Source organism: Bradyrhizobium sp. 6(2017) (genome assembly GCF_011058295.2).
Classification (GTDB): Bacteria; Pseudomonadota; Alphaproteobacteria; order Rhizobiales; family Xanthobacteraceae; genus Bradyrhizobium; species Bradyrhizobium septentrionale.
Window position 1 is genome coordinate 2,921,253 of record NZ_CP049289.2, and the last position, 25,177, is coordinate 2,946,429.

The window sequence follows — 25,177 nt, forward strand, 5'->3', positions numbered from 1 at the left end:
TTGCTCCCAACGGCAAAGTGCACTCAGCAACTGCCTGGTAATCCCGTGGATGTGCCGAAGGACGGTCATTGAGACGGCACAGTCGAAGTCGTCGCCGGAGCGGTCATCGCCGGCACCATCGGGGCGGTCAACGCGACGCCGGCGGTCGCGACCGGCACGGCCGGCGTGGCAAGCACCGCGGCAGAGCTGACGCCGAGATTGCTGATCTCCGTCGAACCCAGGGGTACCCCGGTTCGCGGGTTTCCGCCGGGCGTTATCGGAGACGTCGCGGTGGGAGCCGACGATGCGGTGACGCTGGTTGAGCCGGATCCGCACATGCCCGACATGCCGGCGGTATCGAGCGTGCCCGACGAGGTCGACATCGTCGAACCTTGTGTCAGGCCCGACATGACCGAAGTCGATGAGGTGAGGTCGCCCGACATGGCTGTGTTGCCGGCGGCCGTCGCGACGGTTGAGTTGCCAATCGCAATTCCGCCGCCGTCATAGGTCGACGTTGAGCCATACATTGCGCTTGGCGAGACTCCGAGGATTGAGCACGGGCTGCCGGTCGCCGGAGCGGAAATGCTGCCGGTGACGGTTGGCGCGGGGCTCACACCTGACGAAGGCAGTTCGGTCGCGCCCAGGCCGATCCCCACCGGTGAAATCGGCGCTCCAGTCACGCTGCCGAGCGGAGAGGTGGCACCGACCGCAGGAGTCGGGAGAGCCATTCCGGTCATTTGCGCAACCGCCGTTCCTGACGCGAAGAAGGCAAGACACGCAGCCATCAACCAGCTTCTCACGTGCATCTCCATTGGAATGAGGGAGCTCAGTGGAAATCTATCGATTGCCGCGCGCGTGTCCTTGCCCGTTTGCACGAAAATCGTCCGGTGGATATGAGAAGACAAAATGAGACCCGCCGAAGCGGGTCCATTCTTCAGGCCACTGCTCTGCCTGCGACATCATCGCGCGCGGGCGCCGCAATCGCCCGGCAGCATCAGTTGTTCAGTTTTGGACCGCCGTGATAGGCGTGCTGATTGAGCGCGGGCGCCGATGCCGGCATTTGCGATTCGTGCGCGGCATACGGGTTGTGTGTGTAGACGACAGTTCGATCGGATTCGCGGGGCATATAGGTTGCGCTCTCCGCCAGAGCCGGCACGGCAAGTGCAACAAGCATTGCAGTGGATGTGATGACGGTCGATATCGTTCTCATGGTTTGCTCCTGTTGTTCGCCCCTCGTAAGCGATCTGGACACTTCATGATGGGAAGCAAGCCGGCGCGCGAGGAGTTGAACGCGTCGGTACGCGCCTGGGCCTGCTTGCCGGTTCACGACCAGAAGGCGTCCGGGAGATTGACGACGATGGGTGTCGGCGTGCTGCGCACCACGACCCAACGGAAAGGCTCGAGCCGTGATGGATTGAACTCCATGTGCGGAACGAAGGCTGGAATGTGAATGAAGTCGCCGGCCTTGGCGTGCGCGGAGAACTCGCCCTTTTCGCCCCAGCGGACTTCGCACCATCCTGACAGCACGAACGCGATGGTGTCCTGTTCGCCGTGGTGATGGATCCCGGTTCGTGCGCCGGGCTCGACTTCGAAGAGTCCGCCCCAGATGCTCGAAGCGATGCCCAGCGACGGTCCAATCGCAGCATAACGCTGGGCGCCGGATGTTTGGGCCGTCGCCAGGTCGAAGCGGTTCCGGGTGACGACATGGATCATGGGTCGGGTGGCCATCATGCAGCCTCGCGAGCGGGAGGTGCCATGAATTCGGGTCCGACAGGATCCTTGATTGTCACCTGAAGAATCCGGTCGATCTCGACCATCGCGGCCTCGTCGATCCGCCAGCCGAGCGCGTCGGCAATCGGTGAGAGCTGTTCCGCGCGTCGAGCGCCCCACAACGCAATGTTCAACTCGCCACGATCGAGCACCCAGCGCACAGCCAGATGAAGCACTCGCCTGTTGAAACGATCTCGCGCGAACTGGTCAAGGCGCCTCACCGCGTCCAGGTACTGCTCATAGCGCGGCGATCGAAACTTGGGGTCGCTCTTGCGAAGGTCGTCGCCGGTGAAAGCGCTCGGTGATGACATCGTGCCGGACAGCAGGCCGCGGCATAGCGAGCCGTAGGCGAGGAGGGCGATCTTCTCCTCCCGGCAATAGGGCAGGACGTCCTGCTCGATCGACCGTTCGAACAGATTGTAGGGCGGTTGAGCCGTATGCAGCGGCGCGACCTTGCGGAATTCGTCCATCTGCGACGGACTGAAGTTGCTGACGCCGACGGCGCGAATCTTGCCATCGCGGTGCAACGCGCTGATTGCTTCGGCGGTTTCCGCAATGGGTGTATGCGGATCAGGCCAGTGCACCTGATAGAGATCGACGACGTCGGTTCGAAGTCGGCGCAGCGAATTCTCGACTTCCTCGATGATGCGCGCCTTGCCGGCGTTGCGGAACGGTTTGTCGTTCTTCCAATCGAGGCCAACCTTCGTGGCTATGATGGCGTTCTGGCGGCGCCCGCCGGCAAGGGCCTTTCCAACAATCTCCTCGGAACGGCCAAACCCATAGACCGGCGCGGTGTCGATGAGATTGATCCCGCGGTCAAGCGCCTCCTGGATCGTCCTGATCGCATCGCCTTCATCGGTCCCGCCCCACATCCAGCCACCGATCGCCCATGTTCCGAGTGCGATCCGGGATGCACGGATTGACGTGCCGGGAATGTCGATGAACTCCATATTCGTGTTGGGTGCTTGGACGATAGTCATGGCTTGTTCCTGCTTGATCTAGGACCCGCTCTCGCGGCGCTGACGTCCGCGCGGACGTCGATAACGCGTGCAACACGTTGACGGTGTTGGAATGGGTCACTTGCGAAGCCCGCGCTTTGGCCGCCAGGATTGCGACGCCATTAAACTGGACTTCAGAATGGTCACTTTGGATTGAGGGCGGCGTCTGCTCGCCCACGCCGTCGGTCCGGACCTGTGCGAATGGATCCGGACCGAAGGCTGAATGCGACTTGCGCACTAGCTGCAGCTCAGCGGCAACGGCTGATCGGGGTGCAGCGCATACCAGTCGTTGCAGGAGGGATCGCTGTAATAGGCGCCGTACCCGCGCGAATATCTGCCGTCGTGATGCATGGCGTGGTCGTGGAAGCCGGCGCCAGGGTGATCGCCTCCGACGTGGATCAGGCCGCCGCTATGAACGCCTCCGCCGAAACCGCCGACGTGCATGCCGCCGATCGGCGCACCGGCACCCATGCCACCGAGATGAGCGCCGCCGCCGATGCCGCCCAGGTGCGCGCCGCCGCCAAACCCGCCCATGTGGCCGCCGCCGCCAAATCCGCCCATATGGCCGCCGCCGCCGCCGCCGAAACCTCCACCGCCGCCTCCGCCTCCCCGGGCGTCGGCCGCGCCGACAGCCAGCGCGGAGACAAGCGCGGCCGTTGCGAGGATGATCATTGTTCGTTTCATCAGAATACTCCTCTGTGCCTGGAGTCTTGCCGGTCAACGTTGGACAGGAGCGTCACCGCGTCACCGACCAGACCCTTCGATGACCAGACAACTAGGAACGATCGCCGGCCCTGCCATTAAATTTGCCTTCAACAATGGCTGGAAGGCTGCGTCATCGCGGCAAGTTGAGAATGCGCGATGCTGAGGAGGCGTTGATCTTCAGCGCTGAGGCCAAACGATCAACGAAGCGGGCTGGAACGGAGTCCAGCCCGCTTCGTGGTTCAGAACAGCGTTGCTTCGCTCGCGCAACGTGCGAGAGCAGGGCGACGCGTGTTGGGGCAGACTAGAACGCACCCGTGCCAGGTTCGCAGGGAACGTTGTCGCCGGTCCACGGCGCCGTCGCAAAAGAACCGACACGCGGCGCCGGAACGCAGGCGCGTTCGCCCTGATAGATCGGCGCGTTCGAGGCAGCGGCATTGGTCTCTACCGCGACCCGCCGGGTGGCGGCGCCGTGCTCGCGAGCCATTGCAGGCGTAGCGAGCATTGCGACCGCAATCAGTCCGGCCGACAGAATCTTGAGATTGGTCATTGAGCTTCTCCGTTGAAACAGCGGGCCAGGTCGATGGACAGCCCGCACCTGCAAGTGGGATCGCGACGGACCAGCCAAACACACGATGTGCTCACACGAGTTCAACGCGGCGTGAGCCGCGAACAGACGAAGCGGATCGTGACGAGAGTCATCCTGCTCGTGATTGTTGGGCGCATTCGCGTGGCGCGCATTACGCCGGAGGTCATCGATCACTTCGCGGTGCACCGACTGCCAGGCGTGCGAATTCGCAACATCGGCATCCATACGTCCGCACTTGAGGGATGTCAGGCGCGCCGCGCAGAGTCCTTCGAAGTCGCAGCGCGCGTACTCAAAGGAGTGTCTTATGTCTGTCAGGAGATATGGAAGAATTCTCGTCGCGCTGGCGCTGCTGACGACCAGTGTGCCACTTGCCTCGTACGTCAGCTGCGTGCCGAGGCCGGATCATGTCACGCGGCTTGATCATGTCAGGCGGTCTCATGTCCGCATTCATCGAAACAGGACTGCTGCCGTGCAAAAGGCATCGCCGGCGCGGGATCCAAATTACGATCCGTTTGCCGACATGATCTTGGGATGAAGTGCCTTCGGCGTAGCAGTGCGCTACAGAACTGAACCCAGGGGAGGCAACGCTCGAGAGCGTCTTGGAAGCTTCAGCGGATCAGAGCCCGGCTTCCTCCGAAGCGACGAGGCCGAGTGCAGTCCAGTCAAGCGTACCGTGACCGCGCGCGATTCCAGTAATCAGGCGGTCACGTACCACCCCAACAGACGGCATCGGAGCGCCGGCAAGCTCGGCTTCGGCCAACGCAAGGCGCACGTCCTTAAGTGCGAGGGGCAGAGCCAACCCGGCCTTGTAGCTGCCGGCGATGAGCCTGTTGCCGTAATTCTTGTGGACGCGGCTGTCGAACATCGTACCCGTCATGATGTCCACGAATTGCTGAGGGTCCTGTTCACGCTTGCGCAGCACGGTCACGATCTCCCCGAGCACTTCGAGAGCCGTTGCCGTCATCATGTTGCCGAGCAGCTTGATCAGATTGGCCTGCGCAGGGTCGGTTCCGATGACGATGGTCCGGCCCAGCGCGTCCGTCACCGACCGGCAACGGTCGCAGGAAGCTTGACTACCCGCGACAATGACCGACAACTGCCGGGCTTTGGCGGCATCCGGGTTGCCGAACACGGGTGCGGCAACATAGCCTTGGCCGCGACGTTCATGCGCATGCAGAAACTCAGTGGACGCTGAGGTGCTGATGGTGCTCATCGACAGATGGATCGCGCCAGGCTGCAGGCAGTTCGCAATCCCGGATGATCCAAAGAAGACGTCTCGCACCGCGGCGTCATCCGGCAACATGGTGATGATGATGTCGCTGTCGAACAAGTCCGACAGGCTCGTGGTTGCAGCCACTGCCAGTGCCCGCAGATCCCCGACACGTTCCGGCCGACGCACATACGCACAGACGTTCTGACCGTCGGCCGCCAGATTGGCGGCCATCGCCGAGCCCATCAGGCCGAGCCCGACAAATCCGATCTTGCTGGGCCTCAGCCAATCCACGTGCGGATTGTGTTTGCCGTCCCGTTCGTCAACATCGTCCAACATGGCGGCTCTCCCTTGATCGCTTGCCGATGAACGGTAGGCGGCCAACGGAAAGATGTCGTCTAAAATCGAGTTCAGTGTCGGGAAGGTCGCCGATGCCCGAGCGGACGCCGCAAGGTCCCGACTGGGCGACGCCTGGCGCCGGATCGGCCTGCTCTCTGAATTGCAATTTAATGGCTGGGCCTGGCAAGGGGGGCTATGTCTCTAAAAGGTGCCCCGCCGTGCTTTGCCAAGGCGGAGTACACCCGAAAGTGGATCGCACTACTTTCGCGCAGGTGAACGGGGTGGCGCGATCCGGCTCATTCTAACCATCTTGGCGGCAACCTATGACTTTGCCAGCGAGCGAGCATATGATTTCCTGCCGGTTGGCCGGGCGCTTTGGAATATCTGAGATCGAGGCGATGACGAAGGTTCTTCTGATCGAGGACGACAGCGGAACGGCCGAGGAGATCGTGGCCGAACTCAGCGAGCTTGGCTTCGAGGTCGAATGGGCGGCGAACGGGATCGACGGTCTGGACAAGGCCCGCACAGCCCATCCTGATGTCCTGGTCGTCGATCGAATGCTTCCTGGCATGGACGGGCTCTCCGTCATTGAGGCGTTGCGGAAGGACCAGGTCGGCACGCCGGTGCTGGTGCTGAGTGCGCTCGGGGCGGTCGACGACCGGGTGCGGGGCCTGCGAAGCGGCGGGGACGACTACCTCACGAAGCCCTTTGCCGTTGTCGAACTGATTGCAAGAATAGAAGCCCTGCTTCGTCGTCCGACGGATAGCCGCGAGACGACGTTGCGGGTCGGTCCTCTCGAGCTCGATCTGATCGAGCGGACGGCGCGGCGCGGCGAGCGCGACATTGAACTCCTGCCGCGTGAATTCCGGCTCCTTGAGTACATGATGCGGCGAAGCGGTCAATTGCTGACGCGGGCGATGCTGCTCGAGGAGGTCTGGAATTACAAGTTCGTCCCGGCGACGACCAACCTCGTCGACGTGCATATGGGCCGCCTACGGCACAAGGTCGACGGGGCGGGAGAGCCACAGATGATTCACAACGTCCGGGGCTCGGGGTTCATTCTGCGGGCACACCAATAGGACGTCACCGGCGCCCCAGCCTGACGATCGGATGGGTACGAACACCGACCGGCGAGATCGATGCAGCAGCTGCAGTTCATACGTTCGAACACGTTTCGCTTGGCTTCGGCGGTAGCCGCAGTCTTTGCGGTATTCGTGGTCGTGCTCTTTGGCTTTATCTTTTTGAAGATCGACGGCTATCTGATTGCCAGATCCGATCGCATGATCAGCATGCAGCTCGATTTCATGGCGACCCTTCCAAGCGGCCGCCGCGCGGACGCGATCTCTGATCACCTTGGGCAAGACTCCCGGAGCGTCCAGTTCGTCGGCTTGTTTGATTCCGCAGGCGACCGGCTGGCCGGCAATCTCGAAGGTCTTCCGCAAGGTTTCAAGGCTGATGGATCGGTGCAGCCCCTACGAGCGGTGCGAGTTGGTCAAGCTGCAGGTGGTGATGCGCTGATTCGGGCGGTCGGCAGGCGTCTGGAAGGCGGCGATGTGCTTGTTATCGGGCGGAACGTCGACGAGACGCATGAGATATCGAGCGTTGTCGGGCAGGCGCTTGCGCTCGGCCTTCTGCCGGCCTTCTGCCTCAGTCTGATAGCGGGAGCCTGGTTGAGCCTGCGCGCTCAACGACGGGTGGAAGAAGTCAATCAGCGGGTGCGGCGGATCATTGCCGGCGACCTGCGAGAGCGTCTGCCGCATCGTAACATCAACGAGCCGTTCTCGAGGCTGGCTGCGATCGTGAACGGGATGCTCGATGAAATGGAAGCGATGATCAACGCGCTCGCCGGCGTCGGCAATGACATTGCCCATGACCTGCGAACTCCCCTGACGCGCGCCCGGCTGACGTTGGAACGGGGCCGCACCCACGCCACCTCGCTGGAACAACTTCAGGAGGTCGCGGACAAGGCGATCGGAGGCATCGATCAGTCGCTCGCGATCATCACTGCGCTGTTGCGATTGACGGAAATCGAAAACAGCCGCCGTTCGGCGGGCTTCGGCAACGTTGCCCTTCATGAAATCTTGCGCGAGGTGTGCGACGTCTACGAGCCGATTGCCGAGGACAAGGGTATCAATCTTGGTGCCGATATCGACCGCAATCTGCACGTCTGGGGCGATCGGGATCTGTTGTTTGAGGCCATCGCAAATCTGGTCGACAACGCAATCAAGTTCACACCATCCGGTGGCAAGGTGAGCCTTGAACTGTTGCGGGACCAGAACAGAACGATTGTTTGTGTGACCGACACGGGACCGGGTATCAGCGAGCATGAGCGGGAAGCCGTGCTGCGTCGGTTCTACCGGTCAGACAAGATCCGCAACACGGCCGGCGTTGGTCTCGGACTGAGCCTTGTGTCTGCAATCGTCAAGCTGCACGGTTTTCGGCTGACGATCCACCCCGGTCCCGGGGGCCGCATTGAGCTCGTCTGCCCTGACAAGGACGACAACTAGAGCTTCGGTTCTGATTGAATCAGAACCGAAGCTCCAGCTCTTTGTTTTGTCGCGCTTCTTCACGCGAACCGGCGTCCACTTCGCTTGAAAACGCCCTGGTCCCCGCAACCGCCTGCGCCAGGAGGCCGGCGTCGCCCCGTTGGCGACGCCGACCTTCCAGCCCTGTCGGTCAGGAGGCGGGCTTGGCCGCAGCCGGCTTCTCCGCGGATGAGACGCGCCACACGGCATTGCCGACGTCATCAGCGACGAGCAACGCGCCGGAGCGGTCCACTGCCAGGCCAACCGGTCTGCCGTGAGTGTGATTGTTCGCGTCAAGGAAACCGGTGACGACGTCCTGCGCCGGGCCGGAGGGCTTGCTATCCTTGAAGGGCACGAAAACCACCTTGTAGCCGTTGAGCGGCGTGCGGTCCCAGCTGCCATGTTCTCCGACGAAAGCGCCGGCCTGATAGTTCGCAGGCAGATTGTGCCCGGACGACATCGCCAATCCGAGAGGTGCCACGTGCGAACTGAGCGCGTAGTCGGGCACAATCGCCTTCTCGACCAGATCGGGCCGCTGTGGTTGAACGCGCGGATCGAGATGCCGGCCATAGTAGCTGTACGGCCAGCCGTAAAAGCCTCCGTCCTGCACGGAGGTGAGATAGTCCGGCACGAGGTCTGGTCCGATCTCGTCGCGTTCGTTGGCAATCGCCCACAGCTTGCCGGTCGTGGGTTCCCATTGCAGCCCGGTCGGGTTGCGCACGCCGCTGGCGTAAATGCGGTGAGCACCGGTGGCGCGATCAACTTCCCAGATCGCGGCGCGCTCATATTCGGCCTGGAGGCCGTTTTCGCCGACGTTGCTGTTCGATCCGACGCCGACGTAGAGCTTGGATCCGTCCGGGCTCGCCAGTAGGCTCTTGGTCCAGTGGTGATCGATCGGGCCGCCCGGAAGATCGGTCAGCTTGGTGCCCTTGTCGGTGATGCTGGTCTGGCCGTCCTGATACGGATAACGCATGATTGCATCGGTGTTCGCGACGTAGAGATCGTGACCGACCAGGGCCACGCCGAACGGCGAGTTGAGATGATCGAGGAACACGGTGCGCGTGTCAGGGATGCCGTCGCCATTGGTATCGCGGAGCAGCGTGATGCGATTGGCATCTTTCGCCTTGGCGCCGGCAAACAACTGTACGACACCGGTGATCAGGTCCTTGGGACGGAAAACCGGCGCCTTCGGACCGTTGCTTTCGACCACCAGCACGTCGCCATTCGGCAACACGTAGAGCGATCGCGGGTGCTGCAGCCCGGTGGCGAGGGCGTGGACCTGCAATCCCTGCGGCACCTTGGGCATCTCGGATCCCCAGCCCACGGGTGTTGCGATTCGGATCGGAGGCACCAGGTACTGATGCAGCGGTGGCAACGCCGGGTTGGCGCCGATCTGCTGCTTCGGATCGCCGCCCGTATCATCGCAGCCCGCAAGTCCCAATCCGGCGACCGCGACCATCACGGCGGCGACGCGCGGCAAGCTCTTCTTGAATTCGGTCATGCTTTTGCTCCCGGGTGACGGCGATTGGTCAACGTCCAGCGCGGCGAGACCGTCGACAGCAGAAGGGCCAGGGTCACGCCCGAAAGTATCAGCCCCGCGGGGACGACCGCGGTGTAGCCGTCGCGGCTGTGAACGAGGACATTGAGAACAGACAGTACGACCGCGGATGCGTAGGCCAGTGCACGGGCCCATGCCGGTCTCTGGCCACGGAAGAGATCGATCACGGCAACGAGCGCGACCAGCGCGGCCATGACCAGTCCCCCGGCGATCAGCCAGATGGAAAAGCGTTCCCACGTCACCTCGGCGGTTCGCCAGTAGGCCAGGTCGGCGACGAACGCTGCGGCGAAGTAGGCGACTGGAAAGGGCACCAGTATCTGGTGAATCGGTTGTCTGTCGGGCTTTGCCCGTCGCTGGCCGGCATCGGCGGTGCTTGTCAGTTCGGTCACGGTTGTTTGCTCCGTTGGTTCAGGTTCGCGCTCTTGCGCCGGAGGAAGCAGCTCTATGGCCCGCATGCCCAAACGAAGGCGCCTGTCCTGGAAGTATCGTCACCTCGGGCGGATCATCTTTCGAATTCGCACGCACGCATCGCAGCCGCGCGACCTGACACGATCCGGGAACGGCGGATTCGCAATCGTGCAAACAGGAAATCGCCAGGCGTGATGTGAAATAACTTGTCGATGATCGGGGCAGTCTGCCCAGCAACGGAAGCCGGAAGGACAGCAATGATCGTCGATCGTTCGCTCAAGCAACGGGCCAAGCTCATCTGGCGGGGCGGAAACCCCACGCTGTCATCGCGGCTCGTTGCCGAGGAGAAGGCGATCGCGCTCACCTTTGGCGGATCGACCCACGCCGTGATGATGGCGACGCCGGCCGATCTGGAAGATTTTGGCTTCGGCTTTGCCCTGACTGAAGGGATCATCGAGCGCGCCGATGAGATCGCGAGCATCGAGTTCATCGAGAGCGACCTCGGGGTCGAGGTTCGAATCTGGCTGGACCGCGACCGTTCCGATGAGCTCAGGGCGCGTCGCCGCGCGATGGTCGGTCCGGTCGGTTGCGGATTGTGCGGGATCGAGAGTCTGGAGCAGGCCAGCCAGGCGCCGCCGAGCGTATCGAGCCAGGCGACATTTCATGCACGCGACCTCCTGCAAGCCATGGGGGCGCTCGCGCCGTTGCAGCAGCTGAATCAGAAGACACAGGCCGTTCACGCAGCGGCGTTCTGGCGACCGCACGGCGGCGTCGGCCTGGTGCGGGAAGATGTCGGGCGTCACAACGCACTCGACAAGCTCGCCGGCGCGCTCATGCGCCAGAACATCGCGCGAGCCGACGGAGCCGTTCTCCTGACCAGCCGGGTGTCGGTGGAGATGGTGCAGAAGACCGCGCGGATCGGCGCGCCTGTCCTCGTCGCGGTGTCGGCGCCTACTTCGCTTGCGATCGAGACGGCGGATCAGGCCGGGATTTGCCTGATTGCGGTTGCCCGTGCGGACGGCTACGAGATCTTTACCCACCCCGATCGCATCGACTTCTCGGAGTCTCGCACCGTCGCAGCCTGAACGCTGCGCGCGGTCACGCGCGGCCGCATCAAGGCGATGCTGCGCACGTGCAAATCCGCAAGAGTCATTCGCTCCGGAAATGGCTCGTTTGAAAGGCCGCCTACCTGCAACCAGGCGGAAACATACCGCCGGTCAGGTGAAGGACAGATCAGATGGACGCCACGGCGCTGCTACTCTCCCGGATACAGTTCGGCTTCACCATCTCGTTCCACATCATCTTCCCGGCCTTCACGATCGGCCTTGCGGCCTGGCTCACCGTGCTCGAGGCCATGCACCTGCGGACTGGCCGTCCGGTCTATCAGTCGCTGTTCGAATTCTGGCTCAAGATCTTTGGCGTTGCCTTCGGAATGGGTGTCGTCTCGGGGGTCGTCATGGGATTCCAGTTCGGGACGAACTGGAGCGTGCTTGCGAAGATGTCCGGCCCGATCCAGGGACCGCTGCTCTCCTACGAGACTTTCACGGCCTTCATGCTGGAGGCCAGCTTCTTCGGAGTCCTTATCTTCGGTCGCAAGCGGGTGCGGCCGTGGTTCTATCTGTTCTCGACCGCAATGGTGTCGCTCGGGACGACACTGTCCGCCTTCTGGATCATGGTCAACAACAGCTGGATGCAGGTGCCGGTAGGCTATCTGCTCCAGAACGGCTACTTTGTCCCGGACGACTGGACCAGGATCATCTTCAATTCGGTCGTCTGGTCGCGCTTTCCGCACATGTTGCTGGCGGCGTATCTCACCGGCGCGTTCTGCGTTGCCGCCACCGGCGCCTGGTACGTGCTCCGCGGTGATTGCTACGCGGAGTCGAGGGTGATGCTGCGAATGGGTCTCTTCCTCGCAGCGCTGCTGCTCCCGGTCCAGCTGCTGTTCGGTCATCTGGTCGGCGATTACGTTCACGACTATCAGCCGGCAAAGTTCGCGGCCATCGAAGGCCGCTGGCACGATGAGCAACCGGCGAGCGAGGTGCTGATCGGCCTGCCCGATGCGGCGTCCGGAAGCAACAAGTACGAAGTCAAGGTGCCGATCCTCGGAAGCGTTATCGGCAGCATGAGCCTGTCCTCGAAGGAGGTCGGACTGGACGATTTCCCGCCGCAGGATCGTCCTCCGGTGCTGATACCGTTTCTCACATTCCGCATCATGGTCGGCTGCGGGCTGATCATGCTCGCGGTCGCCTGGCTCGGGTCTTACCTCAGCATCAGGCGTCGCCTACGGCGGAACCGCTTGATGCTTTGGACGATCTTTCTCTGCTTCCCGCTTCCGTTCGTCGCAATCCTCACCGGCTGGTATGTCGCCGAGGTGGGACGGCAGCCCTGGGTGATCTACGGACTACTGCGCACGGCGGATGCCGTGACGCCGTTCCTGACGGCGCCGGCGGCGATGACCTCGCTCGTGCTGTTCGGCGCAGTCTATCTCTTCATCTTTTCGTTCGGCACTTTCTACATCTACCGGTTGCTGCGCGCCGGGCCGACGCGACTCGCGGTCGAGCCGCCGCATGGTGCCTCGCCAAATCGTCCGTTGTCGCTGGCCGAACCCGAACTCGTCGAACCGGCGACCGCAGGAGAATAGAGATGGTCTTGTTCTGGGTTGCACTTCTCGCCGTCAGCATCCTCATCTATCTGCTGCTCGACGGCTTTGACCTCGGTGTCGGCATGCTGTTCGGTCTCACCCGCAGCGAGGCGGACCGGGACACTATGCTGAACACCGTCGCGCCGGTCTGGGATGGCAATGAAACCTGGCTGGTCGTCGCCGGCGTGATCCTGTGGGGCGCGTTTCCACTCGTCTACGCCACGCTGTTGTCGGCTTTCTATCTGCCCGTCGTGGTCATGCTGCTTGGACTGATTCTGCGCGGCGTCGCGTTCGAGTTTCGTCACAGGGCGACATCGCGGTTTCGCTGGATCTGGGACCTGAGCTTCGTCGGCGGGTCACTGGCCGCGAGCTTCATGCAGGGCGTCACGGTCGGCGCCCTCGTGCAGGGATTGAAGTTCACCGACGGGGTCTATACCGGCGGCATATTCGGATGGCTCAGTCCGTTTTCCGTCCTGTGCGGCGTCGGGCTGTGTCTTGGCTATGCCCTGCTGGGCGCTTCCTGGCTGGTCCAGAAGTGCCATTCCGAAGTCCGTGACGCGGCGCGCCGCCAGATTCCCGTGCTGGCGACCGCCGTCCTGGCGTTTCTGATCATTGTCTTTGTGCACGCGTTGATCGAGAACCTTCCGATCATGCATCGCTGGCTCGACCGACCCTATCTCTTCGTGTTTCCGGCGATCGGGGCTGCGGCCGCGGTCGTGCTGGCAAGCAGCATCCTGCATCACAATGATCGCTGGCCGTTCTTCGCCGTCGCCGTCATCTTCAGCGCCTCCTTTGGGACCCTGGCGCTGTCGTTCTGGCCCTATATGATCCCGTTTGCCATTACGATTGACGAGGCGGCCGCGCCTCACGCCAGTCTTGCCTTCATGTTCTGGGGCGAAGGTCTGTTCGTTTTTCCGCTGATGCTGCTCTACGCAGCCATGGGATATCGCGTGTTCGGAGGCAAGGTGGGAACGAAGCCCGGTCACCACTGAACCGGCAAGATTGTCCGCGAAACGTTCGCGGCATTTCGCTCGAGCGCGGTGCTAATTCGTCTCGGAGGACGCAACGCTTCACATCGGGATTGGTGAACCGGACGATCGACACCACACGCCGCGGCGGCCTGTCGGTATCCTCGAGCGAGCGCCGCGCCGAAGCTACGCAGGCCATTCCACGCGACCACGCCCGTGTGACGGCGGTGTCGCTATTGGGTGATGGCGTGCTTGGGCCGTTGTCAGCTTGCGGCGAGAGCCAGTCGCAGCGGCTTCGTGTGCCGATTGCGTCTCGCCAAAGGAAGGTCGAGCTCCCGCCAGACCCAGATCAGGGCGTCGGTCAGTTGCTCGACCAGCCGGTCGTCATGTGCCGGAGTCGGCGTAATGCGGAGACGTTCGGTCCCCCGGGGCACCGTCGGGTAGTTGATCGGCTGAATGTAGATCCCGCATCTGTGCAGCAGCAGGTCGCTCGCCCACCGGCACAGCTCGGGATCTCCGACCATGACGGGGACGATATGTGTCTCGGTCGGCATGACCGGCAGGCCGGCCTTGCGCAAGGCGGACTTGGTCGCTGCGACGGACCGCTGCTGCCCGGCGCGCTCGCGGTGGGAAGCCTTGAGGTGGGCTATCGACGCCTTGGCCGCCGCGGCAATCGCCGGCGGGAGAGCAGTCGTGAAGATGAATCCCGGCGCATGGGATCGCACCGCGTCAATGACCGCGCTCCGCCCTGCAATGTAGCCGCCCAGCGTACCGAACGCCTTGGCAAGCGTTCCTTCGATGATATCAACTCGGTCCATGACGCCATCCCGCTCGGCGATGCCGCCTCCGCGTGGGCCGTACATCCCGACCGCGTGCACTTCATCGAGATAGGTCATCGCTCCATAGCGATCCGCGAGGTCGCAGATCTCCTTGATCGGCGCGACGTCGCCGTCCATGGAGTAGACGCTTTCGAAGACGATCAGTTTCGGGCGGTCGTGCGGTGCGCGCGACAGCAGATGTTCCAGGTGTTCGAGGTCGTTGTGCCGCCAGACCTGCTTGGTGCAGCCGGACGAACGGACGCCCTCGATCATGGAATTGTGGTTGAGCGCGTCGGACAGGATCAGGCAGTCGGGAAGAAGCCGGGCAATTGTCGCGATGCCGGTCTGGTTCGAGACATAGCCCGACGTGAAGACGAGCGCGGCCTGCTTGCCGTGCAAGTCCGCGATCTCGGCCTCCAGTTCGACGAGTGCGCGATTCGTGCCCGAGATGTTGCGCGTGCCGCCGGCGCCCGCTCCCATGCGGCGTGCGGTGCTGCACATCGCGTCGATGACGTTGGGATGCTGACCCATGCCGAGGTAGTCGTTCGAACACCAGACGACGACATCTCTCTTGCCGTCCGGACCGTTCCAGACGGCGTGGGGAAACTGCCCCGCCTTGCGTTCCAGATCGGCGAATACGCGGTATCGCTGTTCGCGCTTGAGAGCGCCGATGGCCTGTTCAAAATTGCCGACATAGTCGAACATGATCGAGTTCCTCGCGAGAGCATCCCATTGGTGGGCCCCACCTGGGGCGGCCCGCGTTGCCTGCTTCCGCCCGCACCGGTTGGCGCGGGCGGCCCGTTTCAGTGGCGGGTTGACGCCCGGCGATGACTAGCGCTTGTCCTGCGCGAGCCTGACCAGCGCATCCGCAACGCCCTTGCCATAGGCCGGATCCGCCTTGGCGCAGTTCGCCACGTGCCGTTCCTGGATGTGCCTTGCGGCCTGGCCAACCTGGCGCGCCGTGTTCTCGAACAGCGTCTGCTTCTGCGCCGCGATCATGTTCCGGAACAGGTCGCCGGCTTGCTGCCAGTGATCCTCGTCGACACGGTGATCCCAATGCGCGGCCGCGCCCGTGATCTCCAGCGGCGGCTCGTTCAACTGGGGCCGGTCCGTCCATTCGCCGCGGCTGTTCGGCCAGTAGGTCGGCGTGCGGCCGAGATTGCCGTCGGTCCGCATCGCACCGTCGCGGTGATAGCTATGGAACGGGCACTTCGGCGAATTGACCGGAATGTGGTGGTGGTTGACGCCGAGCCGGTAGCGCTGCGCGTCACCATAGGAGAACAACCGCGCCTGCAGCATCTTGTCCGGCGAATAGCCGATGCCCGGCACGATATTGGCGGGCGAGAACGCGGCCTGCTCGACCTCGGCAAAGACGTTCTCCGGATTCCGATTGAGCTCGAAATAGCCGACCTCGATCAGCGGAAACTCGGCCTTCGGCCAGACCTTGGTGAGGTCGAACGGATTGAACGGAAACTTCGTCGCCTGCTCGTCCGTCATCACCTGGATGAACAGCGTCCAGCGCGGAAACTCGCCTCGCTCGATGCTGCCGAACAGGTCGCGCTGGTGGCTTTCGCGATCCTTGCCGACCAGGGCCTCGGCCTCGGCGTCGGTCAGGTTCTGGATGCCCTGCTGGGTGCGGAAGTGAAACTTCACCCATACCCGCTCATTGCTGGCATTGAGGAAGCTGTAGGTGTGGCTGCCGAAGCCGTGCATGTGGCGATAGCTCTTGGGGATACCGCGCTCGCTCATCACGATGGTGACCTGGTGCAGCGCCTCGGGAAGCAGCGTCCAGAAATCCCAGTTGTTGTCGGCACTCCGCATGCCCGTATAAGGATCGCGCTTGATCGCGTGGTTCAGATCGGGAAAGCGCAGCGGATCGCGGAAGAAGAAGACCGGCGTGTTGTTGCCGACCATGTCCCAGTTGCCTTCCTCGGTGTAGAATTTGAGCGAGAACCCGCGGATGTCGCGTTCGGCGTCCGCCGCACCGCGCTCGCCGGCGACGGTCGAGAACCGCGCGAACATCGGCGTCTGCTTGCCGATTTCCGAGAAGATCTTGGCCTTGGTGTAGCGGGTGATGTCGTGGGTGACCGTGAAGGTGCCGTGAGCACCCGAGCCCTTAGCGTGCATGCGGCGCTCCGGGATCACCTCCCGGTCGAAATGCGCGAGCTTCTCGATCAACCAGACATCCTGCAGCAATGCCGGTCCGCGGCGTCCGGCGGTCTGGATGTTGACGTTATCCGTGACCGGGGCGCCCGATGCGTGGGTCAGAAACGGTCTTTGAGTCTTGTCGTTCATTGGGGGGTCTCCTGCATTGGTGTTGTGAGCAACCTTGTCACTCTCCAATCAATAGGAGAATGACAATGGTCTTATCGGATTGAGAGGCAATGCCTCATAATCGGGGTGGTCTCTCCGGGCCGTGCTTTCGATACGGAAGCTAAAATTCATGCCGTTCGGCTACAACGAGCGAAGTCAGCCGTTTCTGGCCAAAGGTCCGTCGATCCCGGCCATGGCGTGTCCGTTTGAGACGTCGAGAGCGCGTCAAGGGACGCTTCGGGCGGGCGGTTCGCGCGCGCCGGGTGAACCATGCGGGCGAGGCCTGCTTCGCAGCGTGGCAGGCCGTCGACCCGACTGAAATGGGCTCGCCAATCGATCCCGAACGCAGATTGATAGACGTTGGTCTCGTCACCATGTTCCCATAGGTGTTATCTATTGGAGCCGGGTGCGATGAACCTGAGTGGCCTGTCGCTGCGTGATCTCGAATATGTCGTCGCCATCGCCGACCAGGGCAGTTTCGTGCGCGCCGCGGAGCACTGTAGCGTTGCGCAGCCCTCGCTGTCCGCGCAGGTCCGCAAGCTCGAAACCTGGCTCGGCATCGCTATCTTCGAGCGCACCACGCGGCGCGTGATCGTGACCGCGGAGGGAAGGTCCTTTATCGAGCAGGCGCGCCACGTGCTGGCGGAGGCGCGGCTTCTGTTCGCGATCGCCCAACGGTCGGATAAGCCGCTCGGCGGCATGCTGCGGCTCGCCGCCATCTCGACCCTCGGGCCATATCTTTTTCCAAGAATCCTGCCGGGACTTCGCAAGAAATATTCCGAGGTCTCCCTCGTTCTCAGCGAAGGCCTGACCGACGATCTCGTGCCGAAGCTGATCGGCGGCGAGATCGATGCCGTGCTTCTCTCGCTGCCGCAGACAGATCCCGCGTTGGCGACGGCTGCCATCTTTTCAGAACCCTTCCTGCTGGCTTGCCCGAAAGGACATCCCGCCTCGCGGAGGGGCGGGCCGACCTGGGACGGACTGGATGTGGATGAACGGCTGCTTCTGGAGGAGGGGCATTGCTTGCGTGAGCAGGCGCTCGCCGGTTGCTCGACCTCGCGACGGAGCAATCGCCTGGGAACCAGCCTGGAAACCCTGAAATACATGGTCGCCGCCGGCGAGGGTTGCACGCTCGTGCCGGCGCTTGCCGTGTCTGAGCGTGATGCGGTGGTTTATTCGCGGCTGCAGGGCTCGACCTATTCCCGAAAGGTAGGGCTCGCCTGGCGCAGAAGCGATCCGCGCGCAACGGAGTTTTCGACGCTCGCGGCGAAGTTGAAGCAGATTGCGAATTCGTTCGACGTCGGCGTCGAGCCGATTTGACGCGGTCGCCTCGTCGTGCCCTGTGAGCACTCCGGATGACCGCTGAATGTCCGGGAAGCCATTGATCGAGATGGAATGATCAATGGCTTCCGGCATGCTCGGCTGCGATCGTTGATTGAACGAGATCGTGCCTAACTCTTCGGCATGATGCCCGGGCCCGTGTCCGGCCATTTCGCGATCGTAGCCTCGTCGACGTTGAGATGCTGCGCCACGAGCGCCGGCGGCGTGTGCGTGAGCCAGTTGGAGAGGGAGACCTCCTCGTAGCGCGAAGCGCGGAACACGGCGACGAATTGCATGTCGGTATCGCCGACATTTTCGACATAATGACCGAGATTGCGTTTGACATAGCCGATGTCGCCGGCATTGAAGTCCGTCGTCAGCGCGTTCGGTCCGGTATCGAACACGGTCATGCGCGCCTTGCCTTTGATGTAATACTGCCATTCGTCCGCATTCGGGTGCCAGTGCATCTCGCGAATGCCGCCTGGCCGGACCGTGACCAATGCCGCGGCGACGCCGGCGGAGACCTTGAAGTTGGTGCTGTCGGCGACTTGGAGGTATCCCGTATCTGACGACTTGACGGGGCGCGAGGATCCGAGCGGGAAGATGAAGGGATGCGTTGCGACGGGGGCATCCTTCTGAATGGCCGCACGATCGGCGACGAGATCGCCGGGGACGGTGCCCTGGAAGATCCACAGATTGTGCAACGGAATTTTCGCGAACGTTTCGGCGGGGACGCCGAAGTTCTTGGCGAGCACTTCGGGTGGGGTATGCGCAAACCAGTCGGTGACGAGCAAAGTGTTGAATTCGTCGGCATGGCCGTCATCGAAGCAGATGACGAATTCGCATCCATCCCGACCCAGGCCCTGAAGTGAATGCGGCGCTCCCGGCGGGAAGTACCAGAGATCGCCTTCCTTGACGTCGGCAACATATGGACGGCCTTGCGCATCGAGAACGGTCACGCGGCAAGTGCCATAGGTCATGATCGCCCACTCGGCAGCCTGGTGCCAGTGCAACTCGCGGATGCCGCCGGCGGTGAGGCGCATGTTGACGCCGGCGATCTCCTTGGAGATTGCAAAATCATCGACCGTGACCTGACGCGCCCATCCGCCGTTCTGAATTCGCTTCGGCGCATTGTTGAATGACGCCCAGGTTGTCGGCATGCCGCCGACGTCGGTTGCCGGAGGCGTTTGCGCCGACGGAAACTGACTGCCGAGCGCCTGGCTCTGGGGACCGGGATCAGCGAGATTCCCTGGTCCCTTGGCGTTGATTGCACCCTGCGGCGGCTCGTCCGGATTGCCAAAGGTCGCCGCCTTTGCCGCGGAGACCGTCATGGCCGCGCCCACCGCCGAGGCTGCCAGGAGGTTACGTCTGGAAATCATGGTCATACCCTCAAAAGGATTGCTCTGGAGCCGCCAGCGGCGGTCTCCTGCATCAACTTAGGCGAACGCTGGCAGGGCCCAATCCCGGAAAGGCGACAGGTTTTCCGGAACGCACTACGGCATTGTGCGTGATCGAACTCGCATGGCCGACGCTCCGCTGCGATCCGGGCATTTTCGAAAGAAAGCTCCGGGCGAGCGACGTAACTGATCTGACATCGGTATCCGCAGAGGTCCCCGCGATGTCGGAACGGAAGTCAATTCAGCCCTATCACCATCCCGCCGGAGGATGGGGCGCGCTCAAGGCCGTCGGTGCACACCTGATCGAGCAGGGGATTCCGGTGAAGGGCGCGGCCACGCTCGGATGCATGAACCAACCAGAGGGGTTCGATTGCCCGGGTTGTGCCTGGCCGGATCCGAAACATACATCGTCGTTCGAGTTTTGCGAGAACGGCGCGAAAGCCGTGGCGTGGGAGGCGACCGCCAAGCGCTGTACGCCGGAGTTCTTTGCCGATCACACGGTGACCGAACTGTCCGCCTGGAGCGACTACGATCTGGAAATGGTCGGCCGTCTCACGCATCCGATGGCCTATGACGGGGCCGCCGATCGCTACCTTCCCGTGAGCTGGAGCAAGGCCTTCTCGATCATCGCTCGCCATCTGAACGCGCTGCCTGACCCGAACATGGCCGAGTTCTACACTTCCGGCCGCACCTCGAACGAAGCCGCCTTTCTCTATCAGCTCTTCGTTCGGGAGTACGGCACCAACAACTTTCCCGATTGCTCGAATATGTGCCACGAGGCGACCAGCGTGGGCTTGCCGCAGTCGATCGGCGTCGGCAAGGGCACCGTCGTGCTGGAGGATTTCGACAAGACGGATTGCATCTTCATCTTCGGCCAGAACCCCGGCACCAACAGCCCGCGCATGATGACCGACCTGCGCAACGCATCCCGCCGCGGTGCGTCCATCATCTCGTTCAATCCGTTCCGTGAGCGTGCCCTGGAGCGATTCCAGGCACCGCAAAGCCCGATCGAGATGACAACCCTGAGCGCGACGCAGATCAGCTCGCGGCTCTACCAGGTGCGCATCGGCGGTGATGTCGCCGTCATCAAAGGCATCATGAAGATCCTGGTCGAGGAAGACGACGCGGCGCGCGCGCAAGGCGGGCAGGCCGTCCTGGACTGGACTTTCATCCGTGACCACACGGATGGGCTTGACGCGCTGGTGAGCGATCTGAAGGCGACACAATGGCCCGAGATTGAACGCTGCTCCGGGCTTGGCCGCGCGGACATCGAGTACGCCGCGAGCGTCTACAAGAAGGCCGAGCGCGCGATCATCGTCTACGGCATGGGCATCACCCAGCACCGGCGTGGCGCGCAGGCCGTTCAGCAACTGGCCAATCTTGCCCTGCTGCGCGGCCATATCGGCCGTGAGGGCGCAGGCATCTGTCCGGTCCGTGGCCATTCGAATGTGCAAGGCGACCGCACGGTCGGCATCACGGAGGTGCCGTCGCAAGACTTCCTTGATCGGCTCGAGCTTCGTTTTGGCTTCAAGCCGCCCCGTGGACATGGCCACAATGTCGTTACAGCGCTCGAGGCGATGATCTGCGGTGACGTGAAGGTGTTCGTCGCGATGGGCGGCAACTTTGCCGCGGCGATCCCCGACTGGCAGCTGACACAGGCCGCCCTCCGCAGCCTCGATCTCACCGTCCATATTTCCACCAAACTGAATCGCAGTCACCTGATCCACGGGCGCGATGCCCTGATCCTGCCTTGCCTTGGCCGCACGGAGGTGGACATCCAGGCAGCCGGCCCGCAATCCATCACCGTGGAAGATTCCATGTCGATGGTGCACGCGTCGGCCGGGCGCAATCAGCCGGCCTCCGACCATCTGCTCAGCGAGCCCGCAATCGTTGCGGGCATGGCGCGGGCGACCCTGGGCGGCCGTTCCGTCGTTGATTGGGATGGCTTCGTCGCCGACTACGACCGTATCCGTGATGCGATCGAGGATGTGTTGCCGATCTTCCAGGACTTCAACGCCCGAATCCGCGTACCCGGCGGTTTCCACCTTGTTCCGACTGCGCGAGAGCGCGTCTGGGCAACGGCGAGCGGCAAGGCCAATTTCCTGGTGTTCGACGGCCTCGGCGAGGATCCGAACGACGACCACCCGGAAACGCTCTGGCTGAGCACGATCCGCAGCCACGATCAGTACAACACGACGGTATATTCGCTGTCCGACCGCTATCGCGGCGTGTACGGCCAGCGCGACATCGTGTTCCTCAACCAGCTCGAAATGCACAGGCGAGCACTCAAGGATGGCGATCGCGTCGATCTGGTGACCGCATCGGTCGATGGCATCGAGCGCCGGGTGCGCAATTTCCTAGTGGTAGGATACTCGTTCCCGAACGGCTGCTGCGCCGCCTACTATCCGGAGACGAACCCGCTGGTGCCGCTCTACGCCCACGATCCGCTGAGCTTCACACCGTCCTCGAAGGGCATCCCGGTCAGGCTCGAGCGCAGCAGCGCGACCGTTGCGGGCGATCTGTCAGCCAAGGAATAGTGCAATGCAAGGCGAGCTTCTCAAGACGCGGGCGTTAGGCATGACCGCCGAGACCTCGATTGTCGTCACGGCAGAGATGACAGTCGGACATTTCGTTGCGGGCATGCCGAAGGTCTATGCGACGCCGATGATGATCCTGCACATGGAAATGGCCGCCGGTTTGGCGATCGCTCCCGAGTTGCCGCCGGGCTACGTCAGCGTCGGAATGTCCGTGGACATCAGACATCTCGCCGCGACGCCGATCGGGGGCAGGGTCCGGGCGTTTGCACGGGTCATCGGCGTGGAGGGGAAATGCGTGGCGTTCGAGGTCGAGACCTGGAACGATCTCGGAAAGGTCGGTGACGGCACGCATCGCCGCGGGATCGTCAATGTCGCCGAGTTCGAGAAGCGGTTCGGCGTTCGCGAAGTCTAGGCCTGACGGAAGTCTTGACCTGACAGAATCTTGGCTTGACTTCTGGCGTTTGGCACCCTCGCGCAGCCGGCGCTCCTGAGGGGGCCTATCGACAGATCAGGCGCGCTTTTCAAAGGAAGTCGGCAACGATAGGCTCCCGCTGGTGAGCGCAGGCAGGTCGTTGATGCTGCGCCAGCGTCTCGGCGTGCAACCTGCAAACCGCTTAAAGACAGTCGTGAAATGGGCCTGAGTCTGAAAGCCGACCGCGAGCGCGATCTCGACGATGGTCATCGTTGTTTCCCTGATCAGCTCCTCGGCCCTTCGAACGCGCCGCCGCAGCAGAAACTCGTGCGGCCGCAGGCCCGTTGCCACGCGGAACTGGGAAGCGAAGTGCATCCGGCTGAGCCCCGCAACAGCGGCCAGATCGGCCAAGGTGATCCTGGACGATATGCGGGCATCGATATAGTCGACGACGCGTTTGAGGCGCCACTTCTGCAGAGCCTGGATATGACGGCCGTTCGTGGATGATCGAACGGCCGCTGCTCCACCATGCGCCGGCCTCAGGCCAAACTGTCTGACGGCGATTGCAAGCTGGAGCGCATCGGCGGATTGGCGGTCATTGCCCTGCAGCGCCACCTTCATGGCATGAAGCAAGGACCGGATGACGTCGTCATCGGATTCGATTTCGTGGGATGCGCACGGCAGCGCCGGCAAGCCTTTTGCGAAGACAACCTTGTCATCAGCATCATTCCGGCCGGAGACAGGTTGCGCAAACATGGGCTGCAGATTGCAAGTCTGGACTGACATTCGAATCGCTCCAAAAGCCGATTTCGGATCAAGCGGTCATGAGCTAGGTAGGCCGGCCGGCTGCGGGTCCCACTAAATTGCGATTCATGAAGCTCGATCGAATCTGATCGGACCAGACACCGACGCGGCGCGAAGCCGCTTTGGCGAAGTCGCGAAGCGACAGTTGCCGCATCGCGCGCAAAGGCCGCGAAAGCGTGGTCAGTTGTGCGCTCTCAAGTCGAGGTCGGTGCTGCTCGACCGGGTCGAGCCAGCGGTGGCAGGCTTCGTGCCCCGCATGCAGGCGAGATCCTGCTCTGCCTGCCTCACTATTCTCTCGGCGAGCTGTCGAAGCGCGTCATTGTGACCGTACTTCATTTCAGTCCGCGCCATGTCGATGGCGCCCTGATGATGAGGAGCCATGATGTCGACGAAATCGCGATCGATGTCGCCGCTCGGCCTGGTGAGCAAGCTTCGGTTCATGTTGCTCATCGCGAGGTCGTTTTCGAAGAGAAATTGCCGCTCGCCGACGTCGCTCACCGTCAGGATGCGAGATCGATGCGTCGGGGCCTGGGCCAGCGCGAATGACGTTGCCGTAACCGAGAGGCTGGTTGCCAGCGAGATGGCGCGTCTGCGCACGAATCCGCGGGAGAACAGCGGCACGTCGGGCTCCATGGCGTTGATTGATCGGATGGGCGTCGCGTTCGTGCGATCCCAGCCTCAGACATGCCAAGCGTGATGCACGCGCTCAACTAAATACGGATTTAAGGTTCGCTCGGCCAGGTACTCTCTGCGCCGCCTGAAAGCGAATTCAGGTTTCTGAAGTCCAATTTAGTGGCTGCTCCGGCTGGGGGCTTCCTACAGTTGAGGTGCCGGACCCAAAACGCAGGAGCAGCAGATGCAATCTCAGAGCGTCGTCGTCAACACCAACCTGACCGGAGCGCTGATTCCGCAACCGGACGGTCTTCGCGCCTATTCCACGGCCATCAGGCGTTTTGGTCTGCTGGAACGCGGCCGCGAGCAGCAGCTCGCGCGGCGTTGGCAGGAGCGGCGCGACAAGAGCGCGACGGATGAGCTGATCACGAGTCATCTTCGCCTCGCCGCAAAGGTGGCGCGAGGCTACAAGGGCTACGGCCTTCCGATGGCAGACTTGGTCGCGGAAGCCAATCTCGGGCTCGTGATCGCCGCAGGCCGCTTCGAACCCGGACGCGACGCACGGTTCTCGAGCTACGCCCTGTGGTGGATCAAGGCGACCATCCACGAGTACATCCTGCGCTCCTGGTCGCTGGTGAAGATCGGGACGACGGCCGCGCAAAAGAAGCTCTTCTTCCGGCTGCGCGGCGAAATGAGGAAGCTTGGGGGCGATGTCGCGGTTCTTACGCCGGAAGTCGCACAAGCGGTTGCAGACAAGCTCGAGGTGACGGTCCGTGACGTCGTTGAAATGGATTGCCGGCTCGGTGGCGATCTTTCGTTGAACACGCGGGTCGGGGACGAAGATCGGTCGACCGAGTGGGAGTCGATGCTGGTCGACGAAACCGCGGATGTGGAGGCGATCGTCGCGGAGCACGATGAGACGGTCCGCAGGTCGAGGGCTCTTCACGCCGCGCTGGATGTGCTGACGGAGCGCGAGCGGCGCGTCTTCGAAGCCAGGCGTCTTGCCGAGCATCCGATGACGCTCGATCAACTCGGCTGCGAATTGTCGATCTCGGGCGAGCGGGTGCGGCAGATCGAGACGCGGGCTTTCGCGAAGGTCAGGCGGGCGACGATAGCGGCCACGCGGGCCAACTGCGACGCAACGGATGAGTAGACCACGGGAGCGTAGCGCGTGACATGCGTTCGCGCGCGCTCACGTTCGATTGAAAGACGAGCCGCAGCCGATCACGGCTGCCGGAATCATGAGTGAACTGTGAGGCTGCGCGAGGGCTTCGTTA

23 protein-coding genes are annotated in these 25,177 nt (G+C 62.8%); 9 read left to right on the forward strand and 14 right to left on the reverse strand.

The window, feature by feature from the left end:
• Positions 1-65: 65 nt before the first annotated feature.
• The 7 genes from G6P99_RS13820 to G6P99_RS13850 form a co-directional block, all read right to left on the reverse strand.
• On the reverse strand, positions 66-854 hold the full coding sequence (locus tag G6P99_RS13820) for a hypothetical protein (protein WP_156928360.1): 789 nt from the start codon (positions 852-854) through the stop codon (positions 66-68).
• A 119-nt stretch (positions 855-973) separates the two neighbouring features.
• Positions 974-1,189 carry a hypothetical protein gene (locus G6P99_RS13825; RefSeq protein ID WP_156928359.1) on the reverse strand — a complete coding sequence of 72 codons (216 nt, stop codon included), beginning with the start codon at positions 1,187-1,189 and terminating at the stop codon, positions 974-976.
• A gap of 113 nt (positions 1,190-1,302) precedes the next feature.
• Entirely contained in the window at positions 1,303-1,707 is a 405-nt protein-coding gene (locus G6P99_RS13830) for a cupin domain-containing protein (RefSeq protein WP_051345988.1), read from the reverse strand.
• Complete coding sequence (locus G6P99_RS13835) at positions 1,707-2,729, reverse strand: aldo/keto reductase (RefSeq protein ID WP_305852398.1); 1,023 nt, start codon at positions 2,727-2,729, stop codon at positions 1,707-1,709. The genes G6P99_RS13830 and G6P99_RS13835 overlap by 1 nt, the downstream gene beginning before the upstream one ends.
• Positions 2,730-2,984: 255 nt before the next feature.
• A complete protein-coding gene (locus G6P99_RS13840) occupies positions 2,985-3,431 on the reverse strand; it encodes a hypothetical protein (RefSeq protein WP_165128512.1) in 447 nt (148 codons plus the stop codon).
• Positions 3,432-3,753: 322 nt separating this feature from the next.
• On the reverse strand, positions 3,754-3,999 hold the full coding sequence (locus G6P99_RS13845; protein WP_029078365.1) for a hypothetical protein: 246 nt from the start codon (positions 3,997-3,999) through the stop codon (positions 3,754-3,756).
• Between the two features lie 655 nt (positions 4,000-4,654).
• On the reverse strand, positions 4,655-5,587 hold the full coding sequence (locus G6P99_RS13850; RefSeq protein ID WP_084518264.1) for an NAD(P)-dependent oxidoreductase: 933 nt from the start codon (positions 5,585-5,587) through the stop codon (positions 4,655-4,657).
• A 398-nt stretch (positions 5,588-5,985) separates the two neighbouring features.
• On the opposite strand from G6P99_RS13850, the gene G6P99_RS13855 reads away from it, so the two are divergent.
• Positions 5,986-6,666: a response regulator transcription factor gene (locus G6P99_RS13855; protein ID WP_029078363.1), complete on the forward strand. Its 681-nt coding sequence runs from the start codon at positions 5,986-5,988 to the stop codon at positions 6,664-6,666.
• Positions 6,667-6,726: 60 nt separating this feature from the next.
• A complete protein-coding gene (locus tag G6P99_RS13860; RefSeq protein ID WP_035976058.1) occupies positions 6,727-8,094 on the forward strand; it encodes a sensor histidine kinase in 1,368 nt (455 codons plus the stop codon).
• Positions 8,095-8,263: 169 nt separating this feature from the next.
• Here the strand turns inward: G6P99_RS13860 and G6P99_RS13865 are convergent, their stop codons facing one another.
• Positions 8,264-9,613, reverse strand: coding sequence for a PQQ-dependent sugar dehydrogenase (locus tag G6P99_RS13865; RefSeq protein ID WP_051345987.1), 1,350 nt, complete (start codon positions 9,611-9,613; stop codon positions 8,264-8,266).
• Positions 9,610-10,059, reverse strand: coding sequence for a DUF2231 domain-containing protein (locus G6P99_RS13870; protein ID WP_029078361.1), 450 nt, complete (start codon positions 10,057-10,059; stop codon positions 9,610-9,612). The genes G6P99_RS13865 and G6P99_RS13870 overlap by 4 nt, the downstream gene beginning before the upstream one ends.
• A 276-nt stretch (positions 10,060-10,335) precedes the next feature.
• Between G6P99_RS13870 and fdhD the strand changes: the two genes are divergently transcribed.
• The 3 genes from fdhD (at position 10,336) to cydB (ending at position 13,711) form a co-directional block, all read left to right on the forward strand.
• Positions 10,336-11,163 (forward strand): formate dehydrogenase accessory sulfurtransferase FdhD, encoded by an 828-nt coding sequence (gene fdhD, locus G6P99_RS13875; RefSeq protein WP_165128514.1) that lies wholly within the window; start codon positions 10,336-10,338, stop codon positions 11,161-11,163.
• Positions 11,164-11,315: 152 nt separating this feature from the next.
• Positions 11,316-12,719 carry a cytochrome ubiquinol oxidase subunit I gene (locus G6P99_RS13880; RefSeq protein ID WP_165128516.1) on the forward strand — a complete coding sequence of 468 codons (1,404 nt, stop codon included), beginning with the start codon at positions 11,316-11,318 and terminating at the stop codon, positions 12,717-12,719.
• A gap of 2 nt (positions 12,720-12,721) precedes the next feature.
• Positions 12,722-13,711 (forward strand): cytochrome d ubiquinol oxidase subunit II, encoded by a 990-nt coding sequence (gene cydB, locus G6P99_RS13885; protein ID WP_029078358.1) that lies wholly within the window; start codon positions 12,722-12,724, stop codon positions 13,709-13,711.
• A 239-nt stretch (positions 13,712-13,950) separates the two neighbouring features.
• Here the strand turns inward: cydB and hemA are convergent, their stop codons facing one another.
• Together hemA and G6P99_RS13895 are read right to left on the reverse strand one after the other, a co-directional pair.
• Complete coding sequence (hemA, locus tag G6P99_RS13890) at positions 13,951-15,210, reverse strand: 5-aminolevulinate synthase (RefSeq protein WP_165128518.1); 1,260 nt, start codon at positions 15,208-15,210, stop codon at positions 13,951-13,953.
• 126 nt (positions 15,211-15,336) lie between these two features.
• Positions 15,337-16,800, reverse strand: a complete 1,464-nt coding sequence (locus tag G6P99_RS13895) for a catalase (protein ID WP_165128520.1) — start codon at positions 16,798-16,800, stop codon at positions 15,337-15,339.
• 429 nt (positions 16,801-17,229) lie between these two features.
• Between G6P99_RS13895 and G6P99_RS13900 the strand changes: the two genes are divergently transcribed.
• Positions 17,230-18,138: a LysR substrate-binding domain-containing protein gene (locus G6P99_RS13900; protein WP_029078356.1), complete on the forward strand. Its 909-nt coding sequence runs from the start codon at positions 17,230-17,232 to the stop codon at positions 18,136-18,138.
• A 131-nt stretch (positions 18,139-18,269) separates the two neighbouring features.
• On the opposite strand, the gene G6P99_RS13905 is transcribed toward G6P99_RS13900, so the two are convergent.
• The gene (locus tag G6P99_RS13905; protein WP_035976147.1) at positions 18,270-19,517 is read right to left on the reverse strand and encodes a cupin domain-containing protein; all 1,248 of its coding nucleotides are present in this window, start codon (positions 19,515-19,517) and stop codon (positions 18,270-18,272) included.
• A 239-nt stretch (positions 19,518-19,756) separates the two neighbouring features.
• On the opposite strand from G6P99_RS13905, the gene G6P99_RS13910 reads away from it, so the two are divergent.
• Together G6P99_RS13910 and G6P99_RS13915 are read left to right on the forward strand one after the other, a co-directional pair.
• Positions 19,757-22,072, forward strand: coding sequence for an FdhF/YdeP family oxidoreductase (locus G6P99_RS13910; protein ID WP_165128522.1), 2,316 nt, complete (start codon positions 19,757-19,759; stop codon positions 22,070-22,072).
• A gap of 4 nt (positions 22,073-22,076) precedes the next feature.
• The gene (locus G6P99_RS13915) at positions 22,077-22,484 is read left to right on the forward strand and encodes a thioesterase family protein (protein ID WP_165128524.1); all 408 of its coding nucleotides are present in this window, start codon (positions 22,077-22,079) and stop codon (positions 22,482-22,484) included.
• A 96-nt stretch (positions 22,485-22,580) separates the two neighbouring features.
• On the opposite strand, the gene G6P99_RS13920 is transcribed toward G6P99_RS13915, so the two are convergent.
• Together G6P99_RS13920 and G6P99_RS13925 are read right to left on the reverse strand one after the other, a co-directional pair.
• A complete protein-coding gene (locus G6P99_RS13920; RefSeq protein ID WP_205751497.1) occupies positions 22,581-23,270 on the reverse strand; it encodes a helix-turn-helix domain-containing protein in 690 nt (229 codons plus the stop codon).
• 198 nt (positions 23,271-23,468) lie between these two features.
• Positions 23,469-23,909 carry a DUF305 domain-containing protein gene (locus tag G6P99_RS13925; RefSeq protein WP_165128526.1) on the reverse strand — a complete coding sequence of 147 codons (441 nt, stop codon included), beginning with the start codon at positions 23,907-23,909 and terminating at the stop codon, positions 23,469-23,471.
• Between the two features lie 235 nt (positions 23,910-24,144).
• Here G6P99_RS13925 and rpoH point away from each other — a divergent pair, with 235 nt between their 5' ends.
• Positions 24,145-25,053 (forward strand): RNA polymerase sigma factor RpoH, encoded by a 909-nt coding sequence (gene rpoH / locus G6P99_RS13930; RefSeq protein ID WP_165128528.1) that lies wholly within the window; start codon positions 24,145-24,147, stop codon positions 25,051-25,053.
• Positions 25,054-25,177 lie beyond the last annotated feature (124 nt).